Here is a 24,529-nt window from a genome sequence, read left to right as displayed (position 1 = left end):
AACAAGTATTCAGCAATGGCGTTATTAATCACCGAAAAATGTACTAACTGCGATATGTGCGAGCCTGAGTGCCCAAATGAGGCAATCAGTTTCGGGGCAGAGATCTACGTGATTAATCCCGCCCTTTGCACGGAATGCGTGGGGCATTACGATACCCCCACCTGCCAAAAAGTGTGCCCGATCAACAATTGTATTATCACCGACCCCGAACACATTGAATCAGAAGAGACGCTATGGGAACGCTTCGCACTCTTGCATCACAGCGATAAATTATGATTATCGAAAATACCACCGAGAAAGCACAATTCCCGCACTGACTGCACTATTCACGCCATTGGCTAAAGGACTGTCAAATGACAACACAACCTGTTCATCCACTGACGCTGAAAGTGCGGTTGCATTTTCCGTTAAAATCAACGCCACTTTGTCACCAAACCGCACTTTATTTAATGCTGTTGCTTGTTTGTCTTGCGTGAGCGCAATCACTTGATAACCTGCTCGCTGCAGGCGTGCGATCGTCGCATCAAGATGCGTACTAGCAATAAAATTCACATACTCCAACGCCCCTTCTGCCACACGCGCCGCTGCTGGGCTTGGCAGTTTTTCAGGCCGTTGACTAATAACCCCTGTAACGCCATAAAATGCCGCTGTACGCAAAATAGCCCCTATCGTGTGTGCGTTGTGAATATCATGCAAAATCAGTACGCAGTCTTGCAATTTTACCTGTTTAAGATAACGTTCCAAATCCATAGGTAGCGTTTTTTTCACCAATAAACAGATTCCACCATGATGTTCGCTACCACTCACTAACGCCAATTCCTCACTACTGACCACATGATATGCTTTCCGTTGACTGGCTAAAAAACGCAACTGCTCGCCCAATTTATGGCTCATTTCCACTGTCGCCCACAAGCGAACAATACTATCTGGGTGTTGTTTAAAGCGAGCAAGGCAAGCCTCAACCCCATAAATTTTCATCTCTTCATCACGATTTTTGCGAATTTTCTCGGGCGCTCGAGGGGAAAGTGGGCCTGTTTTTTTACCACTCACCTCTCCTTTTATCATCACGCTTACGCTGCCACTTGCGTTTTTTCCTGCTTTTTGTGCCGCCATTTCCGTCTGTTTCCACACAAATCCATCAGCCTCAGCTTTAGTGTTTCTCGCCCCTCGCAGTGTCTGAGTGCGCTCTTTTTGACGATCATTGCGTGGCGATTTCTTCTCGGCAAAACGTTGTTTACCGTTATCGTGTTGAAAGTGGGGTTGCTTTTTAAATTGCTCGCTCATTGCATGCCTTAATTGTTGCAGTTAAATAGAATGGTATGGCTATCAGTATAGCAAATTTTGTGACACAAAGTGCGGTTTTTGATTTTACTGTTAAATAATCTCATTTCAGAGTAAACTAAAGGATTATGAATTTGGCTTTACCATAATACGATATGCAAAATACTCACTATTCTCATGCAATAACACAGCTTAATCGTTTAGCGTTTTTGCCTCAAAAGGCCAGTGATGTTGAATTTATTTATTCCAGTGCTGCGTTCAAACAAACGCTGTTAGCATTAATCAAAAATGCCAAATCACGCATTGTGATGACCGCACTTTATTGGCAAAACGATGCCGCGGGACAAGAGATTTTAGACGCATTATATCACGCCAAGCAGATTTGCCCACAGCTTGATATTACCGTTTTAGTGGATATGCACCGTGCACAACGTGGACGTTTAGGTGAAGAAGAAAGCCAAACCAACGCGCAATGGTATGAACAGCAACGCCTTGCACATAATTTGCCTGCCGAACAGGAAATTCGTTTTTTAGGTGTTCCCATCAACACGCGCGAGCTATTTGGGGTGCTGCATTTAAAAGGTTTTGTGTTCGACGACACCGTGCTTTATAGCGGCGCAAGCATTAATGATGTCTATTTACACCAACATCAGCGTTATCGTTATGACCGCTATCAAAAAATTATCAATCCCGAATTAGCCAATACCATCGTGGCATTCGTGCAGGAGTATATATTGGATGCACCCGTGGTAAAACGCTTAGATCAAGGCGTAACATTTGACCGCACTTTGCGTCCATCAATACGTCAATACCGCAAAATGCTTGCGTCTCAGGGGCAATATCGTGTTGAGAATGCACACACGTTGAGCAATACACAATTACAAATTGCCCCTATTTTTGGTTTAGGGAGCAATAATTTGCTCAATGCGACAATTGAACAGTTATTTGATGCCGTACAGCAAAAGCTGACTATCTGCACCCCTTATTTTAATTTTCCACGCCATTTGCAACACAAAATTAAGCAACGCCTACATGAAGGAAAACAGGTTGAAATTATCGTTGGCGATAAGACCGCTAATGATTTTTATACACCACCTGATGCGCCTTTTCATATGGCATCGGCTCTGCCGTATTTATATGAAATGAACCTACGCAATTTTTGCAAAAAATTCCGTCATGCTATTGATGATAAATTATTAACTATTCGTATATGGCAGCACGGTGAAAATTCCTATCACCTCAAAGGCGTTTGGGTAGATGAAGAGTTTATTTTGTTAACGGGTAACAATCTCAACCCTCGTGCATGGCGTTTAGACGCTGAAAATGGTTTGTTAATTCACGATCCAGAACATACATTGCTGGAGCAAACCACAAAAGAACTTGAAATTATCCGTGAACATACGGCTATTTTACACAATTATCAATGTTTAGATAAATTACAAGACTACCCTACGCAGGTTAAACGTTTGCTTAAGCGGTTTAAACGCATAAAGGCAGATAAAATCGTAAAAATGATATTATAAAAAACGGCGCACTATGCGCCGTTTTGTTAAAAAGTGCGGTTATACATTATAACCCCAGTTTTTTCTCAAGATAGTGAATATTGCTACCGCCACGGTTGAAAGCGTCGTCATCCATAATCATTTCATGGAGTGGAATATTGGTTTTTAGTCCTTCAATAATCACTTCTGAAAGTGCATTACGCATTCGTGTAATCGCCTCTTCACGCGTTTCACCATAACTGATCAGTTTTGCAATCATGGAATCATAATGTGGTGGTACGGTGTAGCCATCATAAATGTGCGAATCCCAGCGAATACCAAAGCCGCCTGGTGTATGTAAACGTGTCACTTTCCCAGGTGATGGCAGGAAGTTACGTGGATCTTCTGCGTTAATACGACACTCAATAGCATGCCCACGTACTTTAATGTCATCTTGTTTCACCGATAACGGCATCCCTGAAGCGATACGTAACTGCTCTTTGACCAAATCAACACCTGTGATCATTTCAGTAACTGGATGCTCAACTTGGATACGGGTATTCATTTCAATGAAATAGAATTCGCCATTCTCATATAAGAATTCAAATGTACCAGCACCACGATAACCGATTTCCACACATGCATTGGCACAACGCTGCCCAATGTCTTTGCGTAATTGATCATCAATCCCTGGTGCAGGAGCTTCTTCCACCACTTTTTGGTGGCGACGTTGCATAGAGCAATCACGCTCGGCAAGATAAACGGCATTTCCATGGGTATCCGCAAGCACTTGAATTTCAACATGACGCGGATTTTCTAAATATTTTTCCATATACACCACGTCATTATTAAATGCCGCTTTTGCTTCAGATTTGGTCATCGCAATTGCTTGCTCCAGCTCATCGGCACTACGCACTACACGCATACCGCGACCACCGCCACCGCCAGAGGCTTTGATAATAACCGGATAGCCAATTTTTTCTGCCATCGCAAGATTTTTCTTAATATCGCTTCCTAAAGGACCATCTGATCCTGGCACACACGGCACACCCGCTGCTTTCATGGCATTAATCGCCGAAACTTTATCTCCCATTAAACGAATAACGTCTGCGGTCGGACCGATAAACACAAAACCTGAACGCTCAACTTGTTCCGCAAAATCCGCATTTTCAGATAAAAACCCATAACCTGGGTGAATGGCATCAGCACCTGTCACTTCCGCAGCTGCAATGAGTGCAGGAATATTTAGATAACTTTTACTTGATGGCGCAGGCCCAATACAAATACTTTCATCGGCTAGCAAAACATGTTTTAAATCTCTATCCGCTGTGGAATGCACCGCCACTGTTTTAATGCCTAACTCTTTGCAGGCTCTCAAAATGCGCAACGCAATTTCTCCGCGGTTAGCGATCACAACTTTTTTTAACATACTCTCAATCCACGCTCGTCAAACCACACCTTAAAAGTGCGGTTAAAAATTATTCAATAATGATTAGAGGCTGATCAAATTCAACCGCATCGCCATCGTCAACAATGATTGCTTTGACCACACCCGCTTTATCAGACTCTATGCGGTTCATCATTTTCATTGCTTCCACGATACAGAGCGGATCACCTACTTTAACTTGGCTGCCAACTTCGACAAACGGTGCAGCTTCTGGGCTTGGTGCGCGGTAGAATGTGCCGACCATTGGGCTACGCACTTCATGTCCTGTTGGGGTTGCTGGTGCTGGTGCTGCTACATTCGCACTTTCATTTACACTCGGTGCAGCAGGGGCTGATTGTACAGGCGCACTGGCAGGTAATGTATATTGCACGGCTTGCGGTGCTGCACTGCCACGACTAATACGAACTGACTCTTCACCTTCGGAAATTTCAATTTCCATAATGCCAGACTCTTCGACTAACTCAATTAGTTTTTTAATTTTACGGATATCCATTACATTCGCTCACTTGTTCATGTATAAAATATTAAGCCAAAATAGTTTCAACTTATAAAAATAACGTTACGGTACTTTATCTAGGTTACCTTAATTTCGGGAAAATTGCGATAAATTTCACTGAAATTAGTGAATATTGCGTCCAATTTACCTTTTTTGTTGCAAATAATCAACGGCAAACCGCAACGCATAGTGGTAACCCTGTGCGCCCAAGCCGCAAATCACGCCCACCGCTTTATCACTTAAATAAGAGTGATGGCGAAAAGGTTCGCGTGCGTGAACATTTGATAAATGCACTTCCACAAAGGGAATTGCCACACTCAATAGTGCATCACGCAAGGCAACACTAGTGTGGGTAAATGCCGCAGGATTGATAATAATAAAGTCAATATGTTGAAAACTTTGGTGAATTTTATCAATTAGCCCGACCTCACTATTACTTTGAAAACAATCCAACGACACGCCTAATGTTTGCGCTTCTTGCGCGACATTTTGCTCAATCTGTGCTAATGTTAATCGCCCATAATGCTCAGGCTCACGCTTGCCTAGCATATTCAGATTAGGTCCATTGAGTAATAAAATCTTCATATCATATCCTTTCCACATCGCAGCCATTATACGCAAGTTTAATCAAATAACCGCACTTTTCTATGCATTTCCCTTATTTTGTGCCTCACTCAACATTAAAGTGCGGTTACAAATTCACTTTCAAGCCCGACTAACGGCAAACTTGCTCCCTGCCAAGGGCGCACCAGTTGCAACTGCATTAAATCTAACGTGTCCAGCCCTGGTGTGGTATTTGGCGTATATTGCGCAGCGATACGCGCCAATTGGGTTAGCCCAAAGCTGGATTCAATCGACGAGCTGATCACCGCGAGCATGCCTTGCGCATGTGCTTGTGCGATTAACGCAATGCAACGCTCAAGGCTGCCAACGAGTGTCGGTTTAATCACAATCGCACGCACATTTTCCGCGTTGCGCACCTCAAAGTGCGGTTCGCGCACACTTTCGTCCCATGCCAGTGCAATGCCTGTTTGACGTGCAAACTCAAGACTCATGTCAGGCGTTTTGCACGGCTCTTCAATAAACTGAATGCGTGCACGATGCTGTGGTTTAACGTATTTAGCGAACTGTAATGCTTTTTCGAGCGTCCATGTGCGATTGGCATCAAGGCGCAGCTTTAGATCAGGAATGGCTTCTAAAAACATATCCGCAATCAATCCATCACGGTTCGCTTCATATAAGCCAACCTTGATTTTCGCCACTTTTTCGCCTTCAATTTTATCCAACTTGGCATAAAGTTCATCAGGATCACCATAACACAGTGGCGCACTGCGCATGTTGCTCGCCTCACCAAGCAATCCTTTCAGTTCTGCCATCGCACAACTTAGCCCGAATGCCACCGATGGATAAAGCCCATCAAACGGCAATTTTTCCCCTTTACAACGTGCTTCATCCCATGCAGAAAGCCAGCTCAACGCCTGTGCTTTGGCTTGTTCCAACGTTTCAACACTATACTCAGGCAATGGGGCAATTTCGCCCCAGCCCTCGTGTTCACCGCACTTGACCTTGACCAAAAGCCCTTCCCGCACTTTCAAAAAACGATTGCGTAACACTACCTGTGAGTCCATCGGGATGGCGTAATGATAAAGTTGATAAGATCGCATTGTCATACCCTCTCCTTTGAATGTGTCATTGTTCGTTGCCACAAGCCTAATACCCCATACGAAAGTGCGGTAAAAATACCCACCACCAGCGACAGTAGTGTGCCTGTGCCAAGTGTGCCTAAAAAGCCATGCCAAAATAAGGGAATAGACTGCCCAAATAAGGTGTCTAGTACTGCAAGTGATACTATGCCACAGTACATTTCAATCATAGGCCAAACTTGTAGTAGCATTTTGATTACCACGCCGAGTAGCAAGGCTTTACGCCACCGCGGACGCTGCCACAAGATAAGTTTGTTATCCAGCCACACATAAAACATGATAAAACAGGCTATGCCTGCCACCATTCCAATGATAAAGGCCGGTGTACTCAACACGCCAAGACCAAATGCAAAACTTACCACCGCACTTAGCCCAACCAATAAACTCCATTTTAACCACAACTTTCGCATTTTCTCTCCTTCACCTTAAAAGTGCGGTCAACCGCACTTTGGCTTACGGGTTACGTTTGAATTTACTGAAATCAGGCTCGCGTTTTTGGTTAAATGCGTTGCGCCCTTCCTGGCCTTCTTCCGTCATATAAAACAGCATAGTCGCATTACCCGCCAGCTCTTGTAGTCCAGCCTGCCCGTCGCAATCTGCATTGAGTGCCGCCTTCAAGCAACGTAGGGCAATTGGGCTGTTTTGTAACATTTCACGACACCAACGCACGGTTTCACGTTCCAGTTCGGCATAAGGCACCACAGTGTTGACCAAGCCCATATCTAACGCCTCTTGTGCATTATATTGACGGCATAAAAACCAAATTTCGCGTGCTTTTTTCTGCCCAACAATACGAGCCATGTAACTTGCACCCCAACCGCCATCAAATGAGCCGACTTTTGGTCCTGTTTGTCCGAAAATAGCATTGTCTGCGGCAATGGTTAAATCACACATCATATGCAACACATGCCCACCGCCAATGGCATATCCTGCCACCATGGCGACCACAGGTTTCGGGCATGTGCGGATATCCCGTTGAAAATCCAGCACATTTAAATGATGCACGCCGCTGTCGTCTTTATATCCGCCGTAATCCCCCCGCACTTTTTGATCGCCCCCTGCACAAAAGGCCTTTTCGCCTTGCCCCGTCAAGACAATCACGCCAATGTTTTCATCAAAACGTGCATCAGCAAACGCATGAATCATTTCTTTCACCGTTTGTGGGCGAAACGCGTTGCGAACGTGTGGGCGATTAATGGTGATTTTAGCGATACCATCGCTGGATTTGTGATACAAAATATCGCTGTAACCGTGGCTGTGGTCATGCCACTCAACAGGGGCATATAACATCTCTTCACTTGGGTATAACATGGTTTTTCCTTATAAAAATGGTTGTAAAAGTGCGGTCAGTGCCGCAGCAAATGCCGCCGGATTTTCACGATGGGCATTATGCCCAGCATGGTCAATAAAATGGGTGCGTAATGCGTACTCCTTTACCAATTGGCGAAATTTTTTATCCCTTTCACCACAGATATAATGCACAGGGAAAGGACTTTGGCGCGCACAGTCAAGTAAATAAGGCTGTTTAGCAAGGCTCGTTGCCAATAACATCTTGGCAATAGCGTGAGGATCATTGCTGCCTCGAGTGGCAATTAAGGCATGACGTTGCGAGTCGGTTAAGTGTGCAAATACCTCTTGTTGATACCACCCCATAAGTGATTGCGTCATGCTATGTTGTCGAAAATAATCTGCCCACTGCTGATCATGTTCCCAGCGCAACTGCCGCTGCGTTGCCTCTGGCAGCCCCATATTTGCACCTTCTAACACCAATAAGTGCGGTTGGCGCGACGTTGGCAAAAAAGCATAACTGTAATAGAGTGCAATACGGGCACCCAATGAGTAGCCAATTAAAATCAATGGGCGGTTGTAATAGGGCTTAAGCGCATTATCTAGCCAGCATGCCACATCAAAAAAACTATCAACATTAATATGACGATGATCGCCATGACCTGGTAAATCCAAACAGATACTGTCTATACGCAAGTGCGCACAGACCGCCTGCCAATCGTGCTTATCACCAAGCAAGCCATGCAAGAATACCGCAACAGGCTTAGTCACCAATCACCGCCTTCGCAATTTGACTTAATAAATTCTGATAAATTTGACTTCCTTCACTCGGTGCTGATTTAATTTCAATAAGCGTTGTTTCTTTGCGTGCGTAGGCTTGTTTCAATATGCTGTTAAGATCCGCCCATGTGTATGGTCGTTGATAATTTAGCCCAAACATTGCTGCCGCTTGCGCAAATTCAAGCCCATGTGGCATTCGATAAAGGGTATTTTTTACCTGTTGATCCACATTGAGCATATCGAAAATAGCCCCACCATTATTATTAATCACAAATAAAATCGTAGGTTGTGGCACTTGACGCAACAGTGCAAGCGAATTGAGATCGTAAAGTGCGCTCACATCACCTAACATGGCAACCAAAGGCTGCCCTGTTGCCTGTCCAATCCCTGCGGCAGTGGCAACTAAACCATCAATGCCACTAGCGCCCCGATTCGTATAAACAGGATACTCTTCGGGCAGAAAACCGAGTGCATCGACCAAACGCACAAATAAACTATTGCCTAAAAATAATACGCCATTGCGTGGCAAAATACGCTCAATAAAATGGGCTAATGACGCCTCATTGAGTTTGCTTCCCACTTGCTGAGCAATAAAATGACGGCAAAATTTTGATAATGCTAATGGTTCAAGTAGCCATTCACGTTGTCGCAGTGGAGGGTGTGCTCGTAGCCAATGATGAACAGGCGCAATAAAACGTGTGCCTTGATGGTGATGCGGATCAAGTGCGGTTGCACTGCTATCTACCTGCCAAAATTCACCGTGGAATGTCGCCAAAAACTGGTGTACCCGCTTGCTGATGATTTGTCGCCCAAACTGAATCACAATATCCGCTTGCAATAATTTTTCACGCACCGCGTCATTTGCCAGCCAAATATCCGCATATGGCAACGACGCACTAATGCCTGATTGAATATCACTGATGAGTACCCAGCCTAGCGTTTGTGCCCATTGTGTCAGCCCCATACATTCACGCGCTGAAAGCTGTCCTACAATAATCACACCCCGTTTCGTACGCCATTCGTCCCACTGTGCATGCACCATAACATCTTGCTGGCCACTCGGATAAACACGCCAACACTGCTTACTTTTCAACCACGTTTGAATCGGGGCAAGCCACGGATGCACATTCACCGCACTTTCATCAACATCATAAAGCGGTTCAGCAAACGGCACATTGAAATGCACTACGCCACCGTTTTGCTGCTTAAATAGTGCATCTGTAGTCACACTTAATAACCATTGCGCACTTAATTGACTATCAGGGCGAGGCAGATTGAGGCTCGCTACGGGATAATTTGCAAAAATCCCAGCCTGATCAATGGCTTGATTAGCACCGCACTGTAATAATTCAATCGGGCGATCAGCGGTAAGCACCACCAATTTTGCCCCCGTTAAAGACGCCTCAATCACCGCAGGATACACATTTGCCACTGCCGTGCCAGAGGTCACAATTATTGCGACGCGTTGCTGTGTTGCTTTTGCAATACCTAACGCATAAAAGCCTAAACCGCGTTCATCAAAATGCGTATGCAGCTGCACGCCTTGCTCTCGCTCCAACCTTGCGGCTTCTAGTGTTAAGGGTGTAGAACGCGATCCTGGCGCAATGCAAATATGCTTCACACCTTGGCGCACAATACTTTCTAAAATCACTCGCGCCCAAACACGATTAAACAGGGCTACTGACATCATTATTCTCCCTTATATTGCGAAACAACGATAATATACCCGCTGTTTTACGCTCAATTTCTTGCCATTCTAACAAGGGATCTGAGCCTCTCACAATCCCTGCACCTGCATACACACTGATTTGATCTTGCTGATAATACGCACTGCGAATTGTCACACAAAATTCACTGTGTTGACGTGCCATCACGCCAAATGTGCCTGCATACCACGCTCGTTCAATATTATGCTGTGCCAGAAATGCCTTGGCTGGTGCGGTTGGTAATCCCCCCACCGCTGCACTAGGATGGATCGCACGCATGCAGTCGCAATCTCCAACCGCACTTTTTAACGTGGCACGAATGGGACGAGCAAGATGTTGTACATAACGCAATTGCCGCCCTTCCAAATCCGCCACGGTAATTTGCTTAGCCAGCGGTGTCAGTTTTTGCACAATATCGTCCACTACTAACGCATTCTCATGGCTGTTTTTCACATCCTTCATCAACCACGCCAGTGCATTCTGATTTTCTTGCGGATGCTGACCGCACTTTACCGTGCCAGCTAAGGCTTCTGTGCATAAATGCTCGCCGTCTCGACAATAAAAACGCTCTGGGCTAATGCCAAAAAAGGCATGGGTTGGGCTATCTGCCCATAAAAAACCATAACACTCACGTTGCTCTGCACTGGCATGGGCAATAAAATCCACGGGATTAAATTCACCCTGCACAGTATAGTATTTCACTTGTGCGGGGACGACTTTCAAAAAATCCCCTGAGGCGATCGCCTGCAACGCACGCTCAACCAATGCACACCACTGCGATTGACTATACGCCTGAGAATGAAACACAAGCTGGGTGTCAAGTGGTGTGATTGAGCGTGGTTCAGCAAGTGCTGTCAACCACGCCATAACCGCACTTTTATCTTCATCTGCGTGCAAACACAGTGTCGCCTGAAGCTCCGTTGCTGAGCAACGAAGCAGTAACCGTGGTAGTAAAAATTGTGCTTGCCCATCAAATTTCATGCCACCAATTAAACGTAACTCATGCTGCTGTGCCAGAAAATGCTGTGCTAACGTGATGTCATCAAAGACGATGACTTGCCCTAATGCCACCACATACTCATTGGTATGACGTGCACGCCAAACACACTGCGGAAAACACGTCTGCCCTTTTAGCCACGCCAATACATTAACATCTTCATTCGTAACAGGCACACGACATGTTAGTGCGTAATAATCCTGATCATGCTGATTTTCTGCCGCAATGATCGCTGTGTTGAACGCTTGTTTTAATAATGCCCAACAAGTTGGCACGCTAAACTCCAAAATACATTCATTTTACTTAAAATGGAAATTTTACCGCACTTTTAGAAAAAGTGCGGAGAAAATCTTTAATTTTTTGCATCAAAAGCGTAAAGTAAGAACACTACTCTCTCATTGTTAAGGATTGCCAATGAACACGTTTCCTAAATCAGATAAATTAGAACACGTTTGCTACGATATTCGTGGCGTGGTGCATAAAGAAGCCCTTCGTCTGGAAGAAGAAGGTCATAAAATTCTCAAACTGAATATTGGCAATCCTGCGCCTTTCGGCTTTGAAGCCCCCGATGAAATTTTGGTCGATGTAATGCGTAATCTGCCAACCGCACAAGGTTATTGCGACTCAAAAGGGCTCTATTCTGCCCGCAAAGCCGTGGTGCAATATTATCAATCCAAAGGCTTGCGTAGCCCATCAGTGAATGATGTGTATATCGGCAATGGCGTATCAGAATTGATCGTAATGTCGATGCAAGCCTTACTCAACGATGGTGATGAAGTACTAGTGCCAATGCCTGACTATCCATTATGGACCGCCGCTGTTACCCTATCAGGCGGTAAAGCCGTGCATTACATCTGCGATGAAAGTGCGGATTGGTTTCCTGATCTTGATGATATTAAAAGCAAAATCACCGAACGCACCAAAGGGATTGTGATCATCAACCCAAATAACCCAACGGGGGCGGTGTATAGTCGTGAATTGCTATTGCAAATTGCCGAAATCGCACGACAAAATAAATTAATCATTTTTGCCGATGAAATTTACGACAAAATTCTCTACGACGGTGCTGTGCATCACCATATCGCCGCCCTAGCCCCCGATTTACTGACCGTAACCTTCAATGGGCTTTCTAAAGCCTACCGTGTGGCGGGTTTTCGCCAAGGATGGATGTTATTACACGGACCAAAACACGCGGCAGCAGGCTACATTGAAGGGTTAGATATGCTTGCCTCCATGCGGCTTTGTGCCAATGTGCCAATGCAACACGCCATTCAAACCGCACTTGGCGGTTATCAAAGCATTAACGAATATATTCTTCCGGGTGGGCGGTTATTGGAGCAACGTAATAAAGCCTATGAAATGCTCAATAGCATTCCAGGCATTAGCTGCGTGAAACCGATGGGTGCAATGTATATGTTCCCCAAAATCGATACCAACATGTACAACATTTACGATGATGAAAAATTTGTGCTTGATCTGTTACTACAAGAAAAAGTGCTGCTCGTACACGGTCGTGGCTTCAACTGGCACCAGCCAGACCACTTCCGCGTGGTGACCCTGCCCCACGTCCAACAGCTCGAAACCGCACTTAAACAGCTAGAAAATTTCCTAAGCACTTACCGTCAATAACGCAAAAAACCGCACTTTATCTAAAAGTGCGGTTTTTGTTTAACGCAGGAAATCGGGAATAGTTTTTTCATAATCGGCAATCGCTTGTTCATGCTGGAGCGTCAAGCCGATGTTGTCTAACCCATTGATTAAACAGTGTTTGCGAAATGGATCAAGCTCAAAGTGATAGACCATTTCACCAACAGATACCGTTTGTTGTTCAAGATCGATGGTGATGGCTTGATGAGGATTTGCCTGCACCCAGTTGAATATTTCATCAACCGCACTTTCACTGAGCCGAATGGGAAGCAGATGATTATTCAAGCTATTACTGTAAAAAATATCCGCAAAACTCGGGGCTATCATCACTTTAATGCCATAATCCGCCAATGCCCACGGCGCATGCTCACGCGAAGAGCCGCAACCAAAATTCTCGCGTGCCAGTAAAATTGTTGCCCCCTGATAATGCGGAAAATTGAGCACAAATTCAGGATTAGGCTGGCTACCTTGCTCGTCGAGGTAACGCCATTCGTGAAATAAATGCTTGCCAAAACCCACTCGGGTAACTGCTTGCAAAAACTGTTTTGGGATGATGGCATCCGTATCCACATTGGCGGCATCTAAGGGCACGACCAATCCTGTATGTTGTTTAAAGCCTGCCATTATGCCTCCTCCAATGTTCTAATATCCGTAAATTTACCAAACACCGCCGCCGCTGCCGCCATCGCGGGGCTGACAAGGTGGGTTCGCCCGTTGCGCCCTTGTCGGCTTTCAAAATTGCGATTACTGGTTGAGGCGCAACGCTCCCATTCCCCAAGGCGGTCGTCATTCATCGCCAAACACATTGAGCAGCCTGGTAAACGCCATTCAAAACCTGCGTCAATAAAAATTTTATCCAAGCCTTCTTGCTCAGCTTGCGCTCGCACTAAACCAGAACCCGGCACCACCAATGCTTGCACGCCTTGCGCTACTTTGCGCCCTTTAGCAATCGCCGCTGCCGCACGCAAATCTTCAATGCGTGAATTGGTGCACGAGCCAATAAAGACTTTATCCACGCTCACATCACAAAGTGCGGTTTCAGGTGCAAGCCCCATATAATCAAGGGCTTTTTGTGCCGATTGGCGTGCAATAGGATCTGTCATTTTGGCGGGATCGGGGACTCGCTGGTCAATGGCAATCACCTGCCCTGGGTTAGTTCCCCATGTTACCTGTGGCGCAATGTCATTCGCCTCAAGCACCACCACCGTATCGAACTGCGCATCATCATCGCTTTTCAATGTTTTCCAGTACGCCACCGCGCGCTCCCACATTTCACCTTTCGGCGCATAAGGGCGATCTTTGAGGTAATCAAACGTGGTTTCATCGGGTGCAATCAAACCTGCTTTCGCCCCCATTTCGATCGCCATATTGCATACAGTCATTCGCCCCTCCATGGAGAGATCACGAATCGCCTGCCCGCAAAACTCCACCACATGACCTGTGCCGCCTGCCATCGTCGTTTTGCCGATGATCGCCAAAATAATGTCTTTCGCTGTGATGCCTGACCGCACTTTGCCACGCACTTCAATTTTCATGGTTTTAGCGCGCGCTTGTTTTAAGGTTTGCGTGGCAAGCACATGTTCCACTTCCGAGGTACCGATGCCAAATGCCAACGCACCAAAGGCACCGTGGGTGGCTGTGTGAGAATCGCCACACACAATGGTCATGCCTGGCAACGTCAAACCCTGTTCAGGCCCCACCACATGCACAATGCCTTGCTTTTCATTTTGCAGATCGTAGAGTGAAATATTGTTCGCTTGACAGTTTTTGTCCAACTCCTGCACCTGAATGCGCGCCTGCTCGCCACAGGCGGCGGGATCACGGCTTTGGGTGGAGATGCTGTGATCCATGGTCGCAAACGTCTTTTCTGGCGACCGCACTTTGCGCCCAGCCACTCGCAAGCCATCAAACGCCTGCGGGCTGGTTACCTCATGCATTAAGTGGCGGTTGATGTACAAAATCGGCGTTTCGCCTTCCACCTCGCGCACCACATGGGCATCAAATAATTTTTCGTATAAGGTTTTTGCCATAACGACTCCTGTAGCCTTAAAGTGCGGTTATTTGTGCAGCAATCAAATCGCCCATTTCGCTGGTGGAAATGGCTTGACTTTGGTCGCTAAGATCAGCGGTACGATGCCCTTGGGCGAGCACGGTTTTGACCGCACTTTCAATATCATTAGCCGCATCATCAAGCCCAAAGCTGTAACGCAACATCATGGCAGCCGATAAAATTTGCGCAATCGGATTGGCAATGCCTTTGCCTGCAATATCAGGGGCTGAGCCACCTGCGGGTTCATAAAGCCCAAAGCCTTTTTCGTTAAGGCTGGCTGACGGCAGCATGCCCATAGAACCTGTGATCATCGCACATTCATCGGAGATGATGTCGCCAAACATATTTGAGCAGAGCAACACATCAAAAAAGTGCGGTTGCTTAATCAGTTGCATGGTGGCGTTATCGATGTAGAGGTGATCGAGCGTCACATCTGGGTACTCTTTCGCCACCTCGCATACCACCTCACGCCAGAGCACGGAACTCGTGAGCACGTTGGCTTTATCGATAGAGGTCACATGTTTGCGGCGTTTGCGGGCACTTTCAAAGGCAATACGAGCAATGCGTTCAATTTCAAAACGGTGATAAATTTCGGTGTCAAAGGCATGCTCTTGTGCGCCCTCGCCTGCACGCCCTTTAGGTTGCCCAAAATAGATGCCCCCCGTCAACTCTCGCACACACGCAATATCAAAGCCTGTAGCGGCAATGTCAGCGCGCAAGGGGCAAAATTTTTCTAAACCTTGATAAAGCGTGGCAGGACGCAGGTTGCAAAACAAGCCAAAGTGCTTGCGTAATGGCAATAATGCACCCCGCTCAGGTTGTTCGGCTGGCGGTAAATGTTCCCACTTTGGCCCCCCCACCGAGCCAAATAGCACTGCCTGGGCTTGCTCACAGCCTTCAATGGTGCCTTGCGGCAGGGCACAGCCGTGGTTATCGATCGCCACACCGCCCACGTCATAATGGTGTAAATCAAACCGCACTTGATATTTTTGTTCAACGGCATGAAGCACTTTTTCTGCTTCACGCATAATTTCAGGACCGATGCCGTCGCCAGGTAATACTGCTACCGTAAACTTGTTCATTATACTGTCTCCAACTGTGATTTTTTATCTTTAAAATCCGCCACTTTCTGTGCTAAATAAATGGCATTAATGCCGTGGATTAACGCACGCGCGGAGGCTTCCACAATGTCCGTTGCCAAACCCACGCCATGAAAACGGCGTGATTGATAATCCACCACGATGTCCACTTGCCCAAGTGCATCTTTGCCCTCGCCTTTGGCACTTAATTTGTAGCTTACTATGTTTAAATCCAGCTCAGTAATCCGCAACAAGCAGTTATACACGGCATCAACTGCCCCATTGCCTGTTGCCGCATCTAACCGCACTTTATCGTCTAAAGTCACTTGGACTGAGGCTGTGGCAGGAAGTTGGCTAACCGATTGCACGGAAATCGATTCCAACCGAAGACGATCGCCCTCTCCTTGCTGCATATCAATGAAGGCTAATGCTTCTAAGTCATAGTCAAATACTTGCCCTTTTTTATCCGCCAGTGCCAAAAATGCAGTGTAAAGTTTGTCCAAGTCGTAATCTTGCTCGCTATAGCCCATATCCTGCATATGACTTTTCACCGCTGCTCGCCCTGAACGTGCAGTTAAATTCAACTTTTCTTTTTTCAACCCAATGCTTTCAGGAGAGAGAATTTCATAGGTGTTGGCATTTTTAAGCATGCCGTCTTGATGAATGCCCGACGAGTGGGCAAACGCATTGCTCCCCACAATGGCTTTGTTCGGTTGAATGGGCATATTGCACATTTGGCTAACCATTTGGCTGATGCGATAAATCTCTTTGGTGTTGATGTTGGTATCCACATTAAATACATCACGGCGCGTTTTTAATGCCATCACCACTTCTTCTAATGAACAGTTGCCCGCACGCTCTCCGATGCCGTTAATCGTACACTCAATTTGGCGTGCCCCTTGCTGTACCGCACTTAATGAATTGGCGGTTGCCATGCCTAAATCATTATGGCAATGCACAGAAATAATGGCCTTATCCACATTAGGCACACGGTTCATCACCTGATGAATAATGTCCCCAAATTGGTTAGGCACGGTATAGCCCACAGTATCAGGAATATTGATAGTGGTTGCCCCCGCATTGATGGCAGCTTCCACAATACGGCAGATGTTATCAATGCCCGTGCGACCTGCATCTTCACACGAAAATTCGACATCATCCGTGTAATTCCGTGCACGCTTAACCGCACTTTGTGCCATGGCGACCACATCCTCAAAACTGCGCTTTAACTTGGTCTCCACATGCAATGCGGAGGTGGCGATGAAAGTGTGAATACGAAACTGCTGTGCCACCCGCAAGGCTTCAAAGGCGGCATCAATGTCTTTATCCACCGCACGCGCCAAGGCCGCAACACGAGCGTTTTTGATGTTTTGTGCAATGGTCTGCACCGATTTGAAGTCTCCCGCTGAAGAAACAGGAAACCCCACTTCCATGACATCCACCCCAAGACGTTCAAGGGCAAAGGCGATCTGTAATTTTTCTTTCACCGTTAAACTGGCACTTAATGCTTGTTCGCCATCGCGCAGTGTTGTATCAAAAATAATCACTTTATCGCTCATAATCGCTCCTTTAGTTAAACACAGTTATAAAAAAACCCGCAATACGTGCGGGTTGTGTGGGCAAAAATTATGTTCTATCCACGCACAAACCGCACATTGGAAATGCGCAAGAGAGCGAGAAGTAGAGAACACACTTGGAATGTAAACATAATTAAACCACGAAAAATAAAAAGTAAAAACTCAATGTCGGAAATCATCATACCTGCACCAGAACCAAAGTCAACTCCCTTTTTAGTATTTTTATCTAAAATAATCATTATCTTACCACAATTAGCAGTGTAATAATTTAAAAATAAAATAAAAATCAAAACAAAAATCTAAAATATAAAACTTGAGCAGTATAAGTCATAACCTATTTTTTATTACGCTAGTCAATCCTACTTTTAGGCAAAAATATGATTTCTATTTGTTTTTATGCCCGCAATCAGGGAAAATAAGCGCATTTAAAATGAACTAAAGTGAATATTATGTCTGAGAAAGCCTATCCAGAGCAGGTGAATAAACGCCGCACCTTTGCGATCATCTCCCATCCCGATGCGGGGAAAACTACCATTACTGAAAAAGTTCTGCTCTACGGGCAAGCGATTCAAACTGCGGGCACGGTAAAAGGGCGTGGCAATGCACAGCACGCCAAATCGGACTGGATGGAAATGGAAAAACAACGGGGGATTTCCATTACCACATCCGTGATGCAATTTCCTTATAACAATTGTCTGGTGAACTTGCTCGATACTCCTGGACACGAAGATTTCTCGGAGGATACCTACCGCACTTTGACCGCAGTGGATAGCTGCCTGATGGTAATCGACTCCGCCAAAGGGGTTGAGGAACGCACCATTAAATTGATGGAAGTGACCCGCTTGCGCGATACACCGATTTTGACCTTTATGAACAAGCTCGACCGTGATATTCGCGACCCGATGGAGCTGCTCGATGAAGTGGAAAGTGTGCTGAAAATCCACTGTGCACCGATCACTTGGCCTATTGGTTGCGGCAAGCTCTTTAAAGGCGTTTATCATCTTTATAACGATGAAACTTATCTCTATCAAAGTGGACAAGGGCATACCATTCAAGATGTAAGAGTGATTAAGGGACTGGATAATCCTGAACTTGAAAGTGCGGTCGGTGAAGACTTAGCGCAACAATTGCGTGATGAGTTAGAACTGGTGCAAGGTGCATCTAATCCATTTGATTTAGAACTATTTTTAAAAGGTGAACTCACCCCTGTCTTTTTCGGCACCGCACTGGGAAATTTTGGGGTTGACCATATGCTTTTGGGCTTAACTGAATGGGCTCCAACTCCACAATCACGCCAAAGCGATGTGCGTGAAGTCTCCCCATTTGAAGAAAAACTCAGCGGCTTTGTGTTTAAAATTCAAGCAAATATGGATCCTAAACACCGTGACCGTGTTGCATTTATGCGTGTGGTGTCAGGCAAATACGAAAAAGGGATGAAGTTTCACCATGTACGGTTAGGAAAGGATGTTGTTATTTCCGATGCGTTAACCTTTATGGCTGGTGATAGGACGCATGCAGATGAAGCATTTGCTGGCGATATTATTGGGTTACATAACCACGGCACCATCCAAATTGGGGATACCTTCACGCAAGGGGAACGCCTGAAATTTAGCGGTATTCCAAACTTTGCCCCTGAGCTATTCCGCCGCATTCGCCTAAAAGATCCGCTCAAGCAAAAACAATTACTCAAAGGACTTGTACAACTGTCTGAAGAAGGTGCCGTGCAAGTTTTCCGTCCGTTAAGCAATAATGATTTGATCGTCGGTGCTGTCGGCATATTGCAATTTGATGTGGTGGTTGCACGGCTAAAAAGTGAGTATAATGTCGAGGCTATTTACGAGTCAGTTAACGTTGCGACAGCACGTTGGGTTGAATGTAGCGATGAGAAAAAATTTGACGAATTTAAGCGAAAAAATGAGCAAAATCTCGCACTTGATGGCAGTGATCATTTAACCTATATTGCGCCAACGATGGTTAACTTGAATTTAACACAAGAGCGGTATCCTGACGTGCAATTTTTCAAAACCAAAGAGCACTGATCCAAAATAAAATTAGATCTTAACGCACATATTACGATGACTTAAATCAAAAATTGTAAAATATAATACATTTTTTATACAACGTTATGTTATAGTCACGTTGCAAAGATGCAATAAATTTTTTACGATGTAAACAACTGTTAACCATTATGAATAAAGCAAATGGACTGATTATGCAAACGCCTAAAATATTAATTGTTGAAGACGAAGCGGTAACACGCAACACGCTAAAAAGCATTTTTGAGGCAGAAGGTTATGATGTGTTAGAAGCAGCCGATGGTAATAAAATGCACGCTATATTAAGCGAAAACACAATCCATTTGGTTATTATGGATATTAATTTGCCAGGCAAAAATGGCTTAATGCTCGCACGTGAATTGCGTGAAAATGCCGATACTGCATTGATGTTTTTAACAGGGCGTGATAATGAAGTGGATAAAATCTTAGGGCTAGAAATTGGTGCCGATGATTATATCACTAAGCCATTTAACCCGCGTGAACTTGCGATTCGTGCACGTAATTTATTACAACGCACGATGGGAGATAAAGAGGTTAGCATCAGTAATGACCATATTGATGCTTATCGCTTTAATGGCTGGACGCTAGATATCAATAGCCGTACATTAATTTCACCAACAGATGAAGCCAATAAACTGCCGCGTAGTGAGTTCCGTGCGTTGTTGCACTTTTGTGAAAATCCGGGCAAAATTCAAACACGTGAAGATTTGCTAAAAAAAATGACAGGGCGAGAGCTTAAACCACATGATCGCACTGTTGATGTTACCATTCGACGCATTCGTAAGCATTTTGAAAGCCACCCTGAAACACCAGAAATCATTGCAACTATTCATGGAGAAGGCTATCGTTTTTGTGGAGAGCTTGAATAAAAAATCACATAACCGCTGAGTTCTGATTTAGCGTTTATTTGGTCACTAAAAAAACCGCCATTAAAGGCGGTTTTTTTAATATAAAGTGCGGTTATTTTTTCAGTCTTAATACCACAGTTTCTCCAACAACGGCTTGACCACTTGCTTTTTCCATACTCGAAATTTCATCCATATTTGAAATCACAACTGGTGTGAGGACTGATTTTGCTTTCTCTTCAAGCAATGCAAGGTCAAATTCAATTACAGTATCCCCTTTTTTAACCTCTTGCCCTTCTTCAGCAATACGAGTGAAACCCTCGCCTTTTAACTCAACAGTATCAATACCAAAGTGAACGAAAAGCTCTACCCCTTCTTTTGATTCCATTGAAAACGCATGATTCGTTTCAAAAATTTTACCAATAACACCATCAATTGGTGCCACAATTTTATTGCCTGTTGGACGGATTGCGATACCATCACCTACGATTTTTTCAGAAAAAACAACATCTGGCACATCTTCAATATTCACAATATCACCAGAAAGGGGGGCATAGATTTCCACCTCTGCGCCTTTATTGTCTTTTGAACCAAAAAGTTTGTCGAATAAACCCATTTTTGCTCTCCTGTTTTAATTCAAATCAGTAGTATATTAACCGAAATTTCTGTGTTTGTATCTAGTTCAATCCATTTTCTGCTAAGAAATCTGCAATTTTGGCTTCAATATCAGCCGCCGTCGGTTGTGCCAATACCTCTTCTGCTAACCGTTGTGCGTCAGCAAAATTCACATTTCGGATCAATTTTTTAATACGTGGTACAGAAATCGCACTCATACTAAATTCATCTAATCCCATACCCAACAATAATAAGGTCGCTCGCTCATCGCCAGCCAACTCACCGCACATTCCCGTCCATTTGCCTTCAGCGTGAGAAGCATCAATCACTTGTTTAATGAGATTTAATACTGATGGCGTCATTGGATTATACAAGTGTGAAATCAACTCATTGCCACGATCCACTGCCAATGTATATTGGGTTAAGTCATTAGTACCAATACTAAAGAAATCAACTTCTTTTGCTAAGAAACGAGCATTTACCGCCGCTGATGGCGTTTCCACCATCACACCTACTTGTATATTTTCATCAAATGCCTTGCCTTCATTACGCAGTTCTTGCTTCAATTCGGCTAACACGGCTTTCAACGTGCGGATCTCTTCAACGGAGATCACCATAGGGAACATCACCGCTAATTGACCAAACGCTGAGGCACGCAATACCGCTCTTAATTGCGCATTTAGAATTTCACGTTTATCCAGTGCGATACGAATAGCACGCCAGCCTAAGAATGGGTTCATCTCTTTTGGCAAATTCAAATATGGCAGTTCTTTATCGCCGCCAATATCCATCGTGCGTAGCACCACCAAACGCCCATCCATCGCTTCAACTACATCTTTATAAGCCTTAAATTGCTCTTCTTCTGTCGGTAGCTGGTCGCGATCCATAAATAAAAACTCTGTACGATAAAGCCCGATGCCCTCTGCACCGTTACGCAGTGCACCGTCCACATCTCGGATGGTACCAATATTTGCACATACTTCAACACGCTGTCCGTCAAGGGAAATCGCAGGCAAATCTTTTAATTTTGCCAATTCCGCCTTCTCTTCTGCCAATGTCTTTTGCAGTGCTTTAATTTTTTCAAGCTCTCTGGCACTTGGATTTATCAACACTTGGTTATTCTCAGCGTCTAACACTAACATATCGCCATTTTTAATCCGCTGAGTCGCCACATTAGTGCCTACAATGGCGGGTAACTCTAATGAACGCGCCATAATGGATGTATGCGATGTACGTCCACCAATATCTGTAATAAAACCAAGCACTTTTTCTAAATTTAACTGTGCGGTTTCTGATGGTGTAAGATCATTGGCAATTAAAATAACTTCATCTTTAATTTCGCCCAAATCAACAATCGTCATCCCTAAAATATTTTTTAGCAACCGATTACCAATATCACGAATATCCCCAGCACGTTCCTTTAAATACTCGTCATCGATTTCAGATAACATCGCAACTTGCTGATCAATGACTGTGCTTGCCGCCATATCGGCTGTGACTAACTCATCTTTAATAAAAGCAACGATCTCTTCTTCCAGCTCTTCATCTTCTAAAATCATCAAATGACCATCAAAAATCGCGCCTTTTTCTTCGCCTAATGTCCGCGTCGCTTTTTCTTTAATCGCCTCAAGCTGTTCAACCGCTTTAGCACGACCATCGTAAAAACGTTGTACTTCGCTTTCAACTTGCGAGGCACTAATAGGCTTGGTGTTAAGCACAATATCTTCTTCTTTTAATACCAATGCTTTTCCACACACAATACCTGGAGATGCTGGGATACCTGAAATCATAATATACCCTTATTTTAGGAGTTAATCACAAACCACATTTAATCAAAAGTGCGGTTATTCCAATGTTGGAATCAAGGCAACCAAATGCTCAACGGCTTTTTCTTCGTCTGCACCCTCGGCACTGATCGTGATAGTTGTGCCTTGCACCAATCCTAAGGTTTGCAATTTAAATAAACTTTTGGCACTGGCACTTTTACCATTTGACGTAACTTCAATTTTTGATTCAAATGCTTTTGCCTCTTTCACAAACTGAGCCGCTGGGCGTGTGTGTAAACCGTTTGGAGCAGTGATAGTAACGTCTTTAGAATACATAGCCTTTTCCTTTTTATGTGTAGTTAATGAAATCGCTCAAGCAACTATTTAAGCCTGCCAAAGCGTCTTATAACAATTTATTCATAATTATTTTACTTGTTAAAATAATTAATTTTTATTAAGTATCATCATTCTCTTGTAAGAATCAAGCACCAAGCAATAGAAATATGATTTACTGCACAGTTTTTCATTCAAAAAGATGGATTTTTAACCATAACCGCCGCACATTGATTTTTTTGTAAACAAAAAAGTGCGGTCGATTGCGTCTTTTATATCCGCCTTTTTGTAACATTTATTCATCTGTGAAAAAATGACGCTGTGCTTTATTTTCCTCTAGTGCGGTAATCAAACGATGATAATTATCATAGCGTTCACGGCTAATTTTACCTTGTTCTACCGCGGCACGAATGGCACATTGAGGATCAGCTAAATGGGTGCAATCACGGAATTTACAACCGCCTAAAAACGGCTGAAATTCACGATAGCCTTGCGTGATCGTAGCAACATCTAAATGCCACACACCAAACTCACGGATACCTGGCGAGTCGATCACCTCTCCCCCACAACGCAAACGCAACAAGCGCGATACAGTGGTGGTATGCTGTCCAAGTTGTGAAGTTTCGCTCACGGCCCCCGTTGCCAGATTAAGCGACGAGTCCACGGCATTTAATAAACTGGATTTCCCCACGCCCGATTGCCCCACCAAAATAGAGCAACCCGCTTGCAAACGCTCTCTAAATTGCGCAATGCCCTCGCCTGTTTCACTGGAAACAAATAATACCTCATAGCCAATCGCTTGATAAATCGCAAATTGTGCCATCAATTCATCACGCTGTTGGGCGGTCGCAAGGTCAATTTTATTCAACACTAAAATCGGGCTAAACCCAATACTTTCGCAAATCACAATATAGCGGTCAATGATATTCGTCGAAAACGTAGGCAATAACGCAGACACCACAAAAATGCGATCAATATTCGCGGCAATAGGTTTGATGCCGTCGTAATAATCAGGGCGAGCTAACACATTTTGGCGCGCTTCAACCGCCTCAATCACGCCACTGATGCCTTGTAATTGCTCAAGCCCTTCACGCCATAGCACATTATCCCCCACAACCAGGCTTGGAATGGTGCGCCGCACATTGCAACGAAACACCTCCCCTGTGCTATCTTCCACATCCGCATGCACCGAATACCGTGACACCACACGCCCCTGACGCATGTCGCCGAGCATATCATCTTGCCACTCAACACTGTCTTTTGCCTTGCGCTTTCTATGAGCACTCAATGTCCGTTGATGATTGGACGTGATCCGCCGCTTTTGATTTTGGGTTAATTTTTTTTTGCCCAACAGTTGCCTCTCTTGCGTTATTTTCAGGTAC

Annotated in this window: 24 protein-coding genes; 5 read left to right on the top strand and 19 right to left on the bottom strand. The window is 44.7% G+C overall.

Annotation, left to right across the window (positions count from 1 at the left end; translation table 11 throughout):
- The first annotated feature begins 15 nt into the window (after window positions 1-15).
- Window positions 16-276, top strand: coding sequence for a YfhL family 4Fe-4S dicluster ferredoxin (locus HPC40_RS00435; protein WP_208117505.1), 261 nt, complete (start codon window positions 16-18; stop codon window positions 274-276).
- On the opposite strand, the gene HPC40_RS00430 is transcribed toward HPC40_RS00435, so the two are convergent.
- Window positions 277-1,284: a TrmH family RNA methyltransferase gene (locus tag HPC40_RS00430; RefSeq protein ID WP_208117504.1), complete on the bottom strand. Its 1,008-nt coding sequence runs from the start codon at window positions 1,282-1,284 to the stop codon at window positions 277-279. It lies immediately after the preceding gene.
- 152 nt (window positions 1,285-1,436) lie between these two features.
- Here HPC40_RS00430 and pssA point away from each other — a divergent pair, with 152 nt between their 5' ends.
- On the top strand, window positions 1,437-2,804 hold the full coding sequence (gene pssA, locus HPC40_RS00425; protein WP_208117503.1) for a CDP-diacylglycerol--serine O-phosphatidyltransferase: 1,368 nt from the start codon (window positions 1,437-1,439) through the stop codon (window positions 2,802-2,804).
- 46 nt (window positions 2,805-2,850) lie between these two features.
- On the opposite strand, the gene accC is transcribed toward pssA, so the two are convergent.
- The 9 genes from accC to HPC40_RS00380 all read right to left on the bottom strand — a co-directional run bounded on the left by accC (window position 2,851) and on the right by HPC40_RS00380 (window position 11,453).
- On the bottom strand, window positions 2,851-4,191 hold the full coding sequence (gene accC, locus HPC40_RS00420) for an acetyl-CoA carboxylase biotin carboxylase subunit (protein WP_208117502.1): 1,341 nt from the start codon (window positions 4,189-4,191) through the stop codon (window positions 2,851-2,853).
- 49 nt (window positions 4,192-4,240) lie between these two features.
- Window positions 4,241-4,702 (bottom strand): acetyl-CoA carboxylase biotin carboxyl carrier protein, encoded by a 462-nt coding sequence (accB, locus tag HPC40_RS00415; RefSeq protein WP_208117501.1) that lies wholly within the window; start codon window positions 4,700-4,702, stop codon window positions 4,241-4,243.
- A gap of 147 nt (window positions 4,703-4,849) precedes the next feature.
- Window positions 4,850-5,290: a type II 3-dehydroquinate dehydratase gene (gene aroQ, locus HPC40_RS00410; RefSeq protein ID WP_408021811.1), complete on the bottom strand. Its 441-nt coding sequence runs from the start codon at window positions 5,288-5,290 to the stop codon at window positions 4,850-4,852.
- A 95-nt stretch (window positions 5,291-5,385) separates the two neighbouring features.
- Window positions 5,386-6,375 carry an o-succinylbenzoate synthase gene (menC, locus tag HPC40_RS00405; RefSeq protein ID WP_208117499.1) on the bottom strand — a complete coding sequence of 330 codons (990 nt, stop codon included), beginning with the start codon at window positions 6,373-6,375 and terminating at the stop codon, window positions 5,386-5,388.
- Window positions 6,372-6,818: a hypothetical protein gene (locus HPC40_RS00400; RefSeq protein ID WP_208117498.1), complete on the bottom strand. Its 447-nt coding sequence runs from the start codon at window positions 6,816-6,818 to the stop codon at window positions 6,372-6,374. The genes menC and HPC40_RS00400 overlap by 4 nt, the downstream gene beginning before the upstream one ends.
- Before the next feature lie 43 nt (window positions 6,819-6,861).
- A complete protein-coding gene (gene menB, locus HPC40_RS00395; protein WP_208117497.1) occupies window positions 6,862-7,719 on the bottom strand; it encodes a 1,4-dihydroxy-2-naphthoyl-CoA synthase in 858 nt (285 codons plus the stop codon).
- A gap of 9 nt (window positions 7,720-7,728) precedes the next feature.
- Window positions 7,729-8,466 carry a 2-succinyl-6-hydroxy-2,4-cyclohexadiene-1-carboxylate synthase gene (gene menH / locus HPC40_RS00390; protein ID WP_208117496.1) on the bottom strand — a complete coding sequence of 246 codons (738 nt, stop codon included), beginning with the start codon at window positions 8,464-8,466 and terminating at the stop codon, window positions 7,729-7,731.
- Window positions 8,459-10,162, bottom strand: a complete 1,704-nt coding sequence (gene menD / locus HPC40_RS00385) for a 2-succinyl-5-enolpyruvyl-6-hydroxy-3-cyclohexene-1-carboxylic-acid synthase (RefSeq protein WP_208117572.1) — start codon at window positions 10,160-10,162, stop codon at window positions 8,459-8,461. Before menD ends, menH begins: the two co-directional genes overlap by 8 nt.
- On the bottom strand, window positions 10,143-11,453 hold the full coding sequence (locus HPC40_RS00380) for an isochorismate synthase (RefSeq protein ID WP_208117495.1): 1,311 nt from the start codon (window positions 11,451-11,453) through the stop codon (window positions 10,143-10,145). Before HPC40_RS00380 ends, menD begins: the two co-directional genes overlap by 20 nt.
- A 139-nt stretch (window positions 11,454-11,592) precedes the next feature.
- Here HPC40_RS00380 and HPC40_RS00375 point away from each other — a divergent pair, with 139 nt between their 5' ends.
- The gene (locus HPC40_RS00375; RefSeq protein ID WP_208117494.1) at window positions 11,593-12,807 is read left to right on the top strand and encodes a pyridoxal phosphate-dependent aminotransferase; all 1,215 of its coding nucleotides are present in this window, start codon (window positions 11,593-11,595) and stop codon (window positions 12,805-12,807) included.
- 39 nt (window positions 12,808-12,846) lie between these two features.
- On the opposite strand, the gene leuD is transcribed toward HPC40_RS00375, so the two are convergent.
- The 5 genes from leuD to HPC40_RS00350 all read right to left on the bottom strand — a co-directional run bounded on the left by leuD (window position 12,847) and on the right by HPC40_RS00350 (window position 17,770).
- Window positions 12,847-13,449 carry a 3-isopropylmalate dehydratase small subunit gene (gene leuD / locus HPC40_RS00370; protein WP_208117493.1) on the bottom strand — a complete coding sequence of 201 codons (603 nt, stop codon included), beginning with the start codon at window positions 13,447-13,449 and terminating at the stop codon, window positions 12,847-12,849.
- Window positions 13,449-14,855, bottom strand: coding sequence for a 3-isopropylmalate dehydratase large subunit (gene leuC, locus HPC40_RS00365; RefSeq protein WP_208117492.1), 1,407 nt, complete (start codon window positions 14,853-14,855; stop codon window positions 13,449-13,451). The genes leuD and leuC overlap by 1 nt, the downstream gene beginning before the upstream one ends.
- Window positions 14,856-14,871: 16 nt before the next feature.
- On the bottom strand, window positions 14,872-15,957 hold the full coding sequence (leuB, locus tag HPC40_RS00360; RefSeq protein ID WP_208117491.1) for a 3-isopropylmalate dehydrogenase: 1,086 nt from the start codon (window positions 15,955-15,957) through the stop codon (window positions 14,872-14,874).
- Window positions 15,957-17,513, bottom strand: a complete 1,557-nt coding sequence (gene leuA / locus HPC40_RS00355) for a 2-isopropylmalate synthase (RefSeq protein ID WP_208117490.1) — start codon at window positions 17,511-17,513, stop codon at window positions 15,957-15,959. The genes leuB and leuA overlap by 1 nt, the downstream gene beginning before the upstream one ends.
- Before the next feature lie 74 nt (window positions 17,514-17,587).
- The gene (locus HPC40_RS00350; RefSeq protein ID WP_208117489.1) at window positions 17,588-17,770 is read right to left on the bottom strand and encodes a hypothetical protein; all 183 of its coding nucleotides are present in this window, start codon (window positions 17,768-17,770) and stop codon (window positions 17,588-17,590) included.
- 210 nt (window positions 17,771-17,980) lie between these two features.
- Between HPC40_RS00350 and prfC the strand changes: the two genes are divergently transcribed.
- Both prfC and arcA read left to right on the top strand, forming a co-directional pair.
- On the top strand, window positions 17,981-19,570 hold the full coding sequence (gene prfC / locus HPC40_RS00345) for a peptide chain release factor 3 (RefSeq protein WP_208117488.1): 1,590 nt from the start codon (window positions 17,981-17,983) through the stop codon (window positions 19,568-19,570).
- 173 nt (window positions 19,571-19,743) lie between these two features.
- Window positions 19,744-20,457 carry a two-component system response regulator ArcA gene (gene arcA, locus HPC40_RS00340; protein WP_208117487.1) on the top strand — a complete coding sequence of 238 codons (714 nt, stop codon included), beginning with the start codon at window positions 19,744-19,746 and terminating at the stop codon, window positions 20,455-20,457.
- 91 nt (window positions 20,458-20,548) lie between these two features.
- Here arcA and crr read toward each other — a convergent pair whose 3' ends face one another.
- From crr to rsgA, 4 genes are all read right to left on the bottom strand, one after another.
- Window positions 20,549-21,049, bottom strand: coding sequence for a PTS glucose transporter subunit IIA (crr, locus tag HPC40_RS00335; RefSeq protein WP_208117486.1), 501 nt, complete (start codon window positions 21,047-21,049; stop codon window positions 20,549-20,551).
- A gap of 61 nt (window positions 21,050-21,110) precedes the next feature.
- The gene (gene ptsI, locus HPC40_RS00330; protein WP_208117485.1) at window positions 21,111-22,838 is read right to left on the bottom strand and encodes a phosphoenolpyruvate-protein phosphotransferase PtsI; all 1,728 of its coding nucleotides are present in this window, start codon (window positions 22,836-22,838) and stop codon (window positions 21,111-21,113) included.
- Window positions 22,839-22,892: 54 nt separating this feature from the next.
- Window positions 22,893-23,150: a phosphocarrier protein Hpr gene (gene ptsH / locus HPC40_RS00325; protein ID WP_208117484.1), complete on the bottom strand. Its 258-nt coding sequence runs from the start codon at window positions 23,148-23,150 to the stop codon at window positions 22,893-22,895.
- 292 nt (window positions 23,151-23,442) lie between these two features.
- Window positions 23,443-24,498: a small ribosomal subunit biogenesis GTPase RsgA gene (gene rsgA / locus HPC40_RS00320; protein WP_208117483.1), complete on the bottom strand. Its 1,056-nt coding sequence runs from the start codon at window positions 24,496-24,498 to the stop codon at window positions 23,443-23,445.
- Window positions 24,499-24,529: the final 31 nt, after the last annotated feature.

Origin of the sequence: Spirabiliibacterium falconis (assembly GCF_014885015.1) — a bacterium.
GTDB classification, from domain to species: domain Bacteria; phylum Pseudomonadota; class Gammaproteobacteria; order Enterobacterales; family Pasteurellaceae; genus Spirabiliibacterium; species Spirabiliibacterium falconis.
Note: the sequence above shows the minus strand (reverse complement) of the source record. Positions and strands in the feature narration are given on the sequence as shown.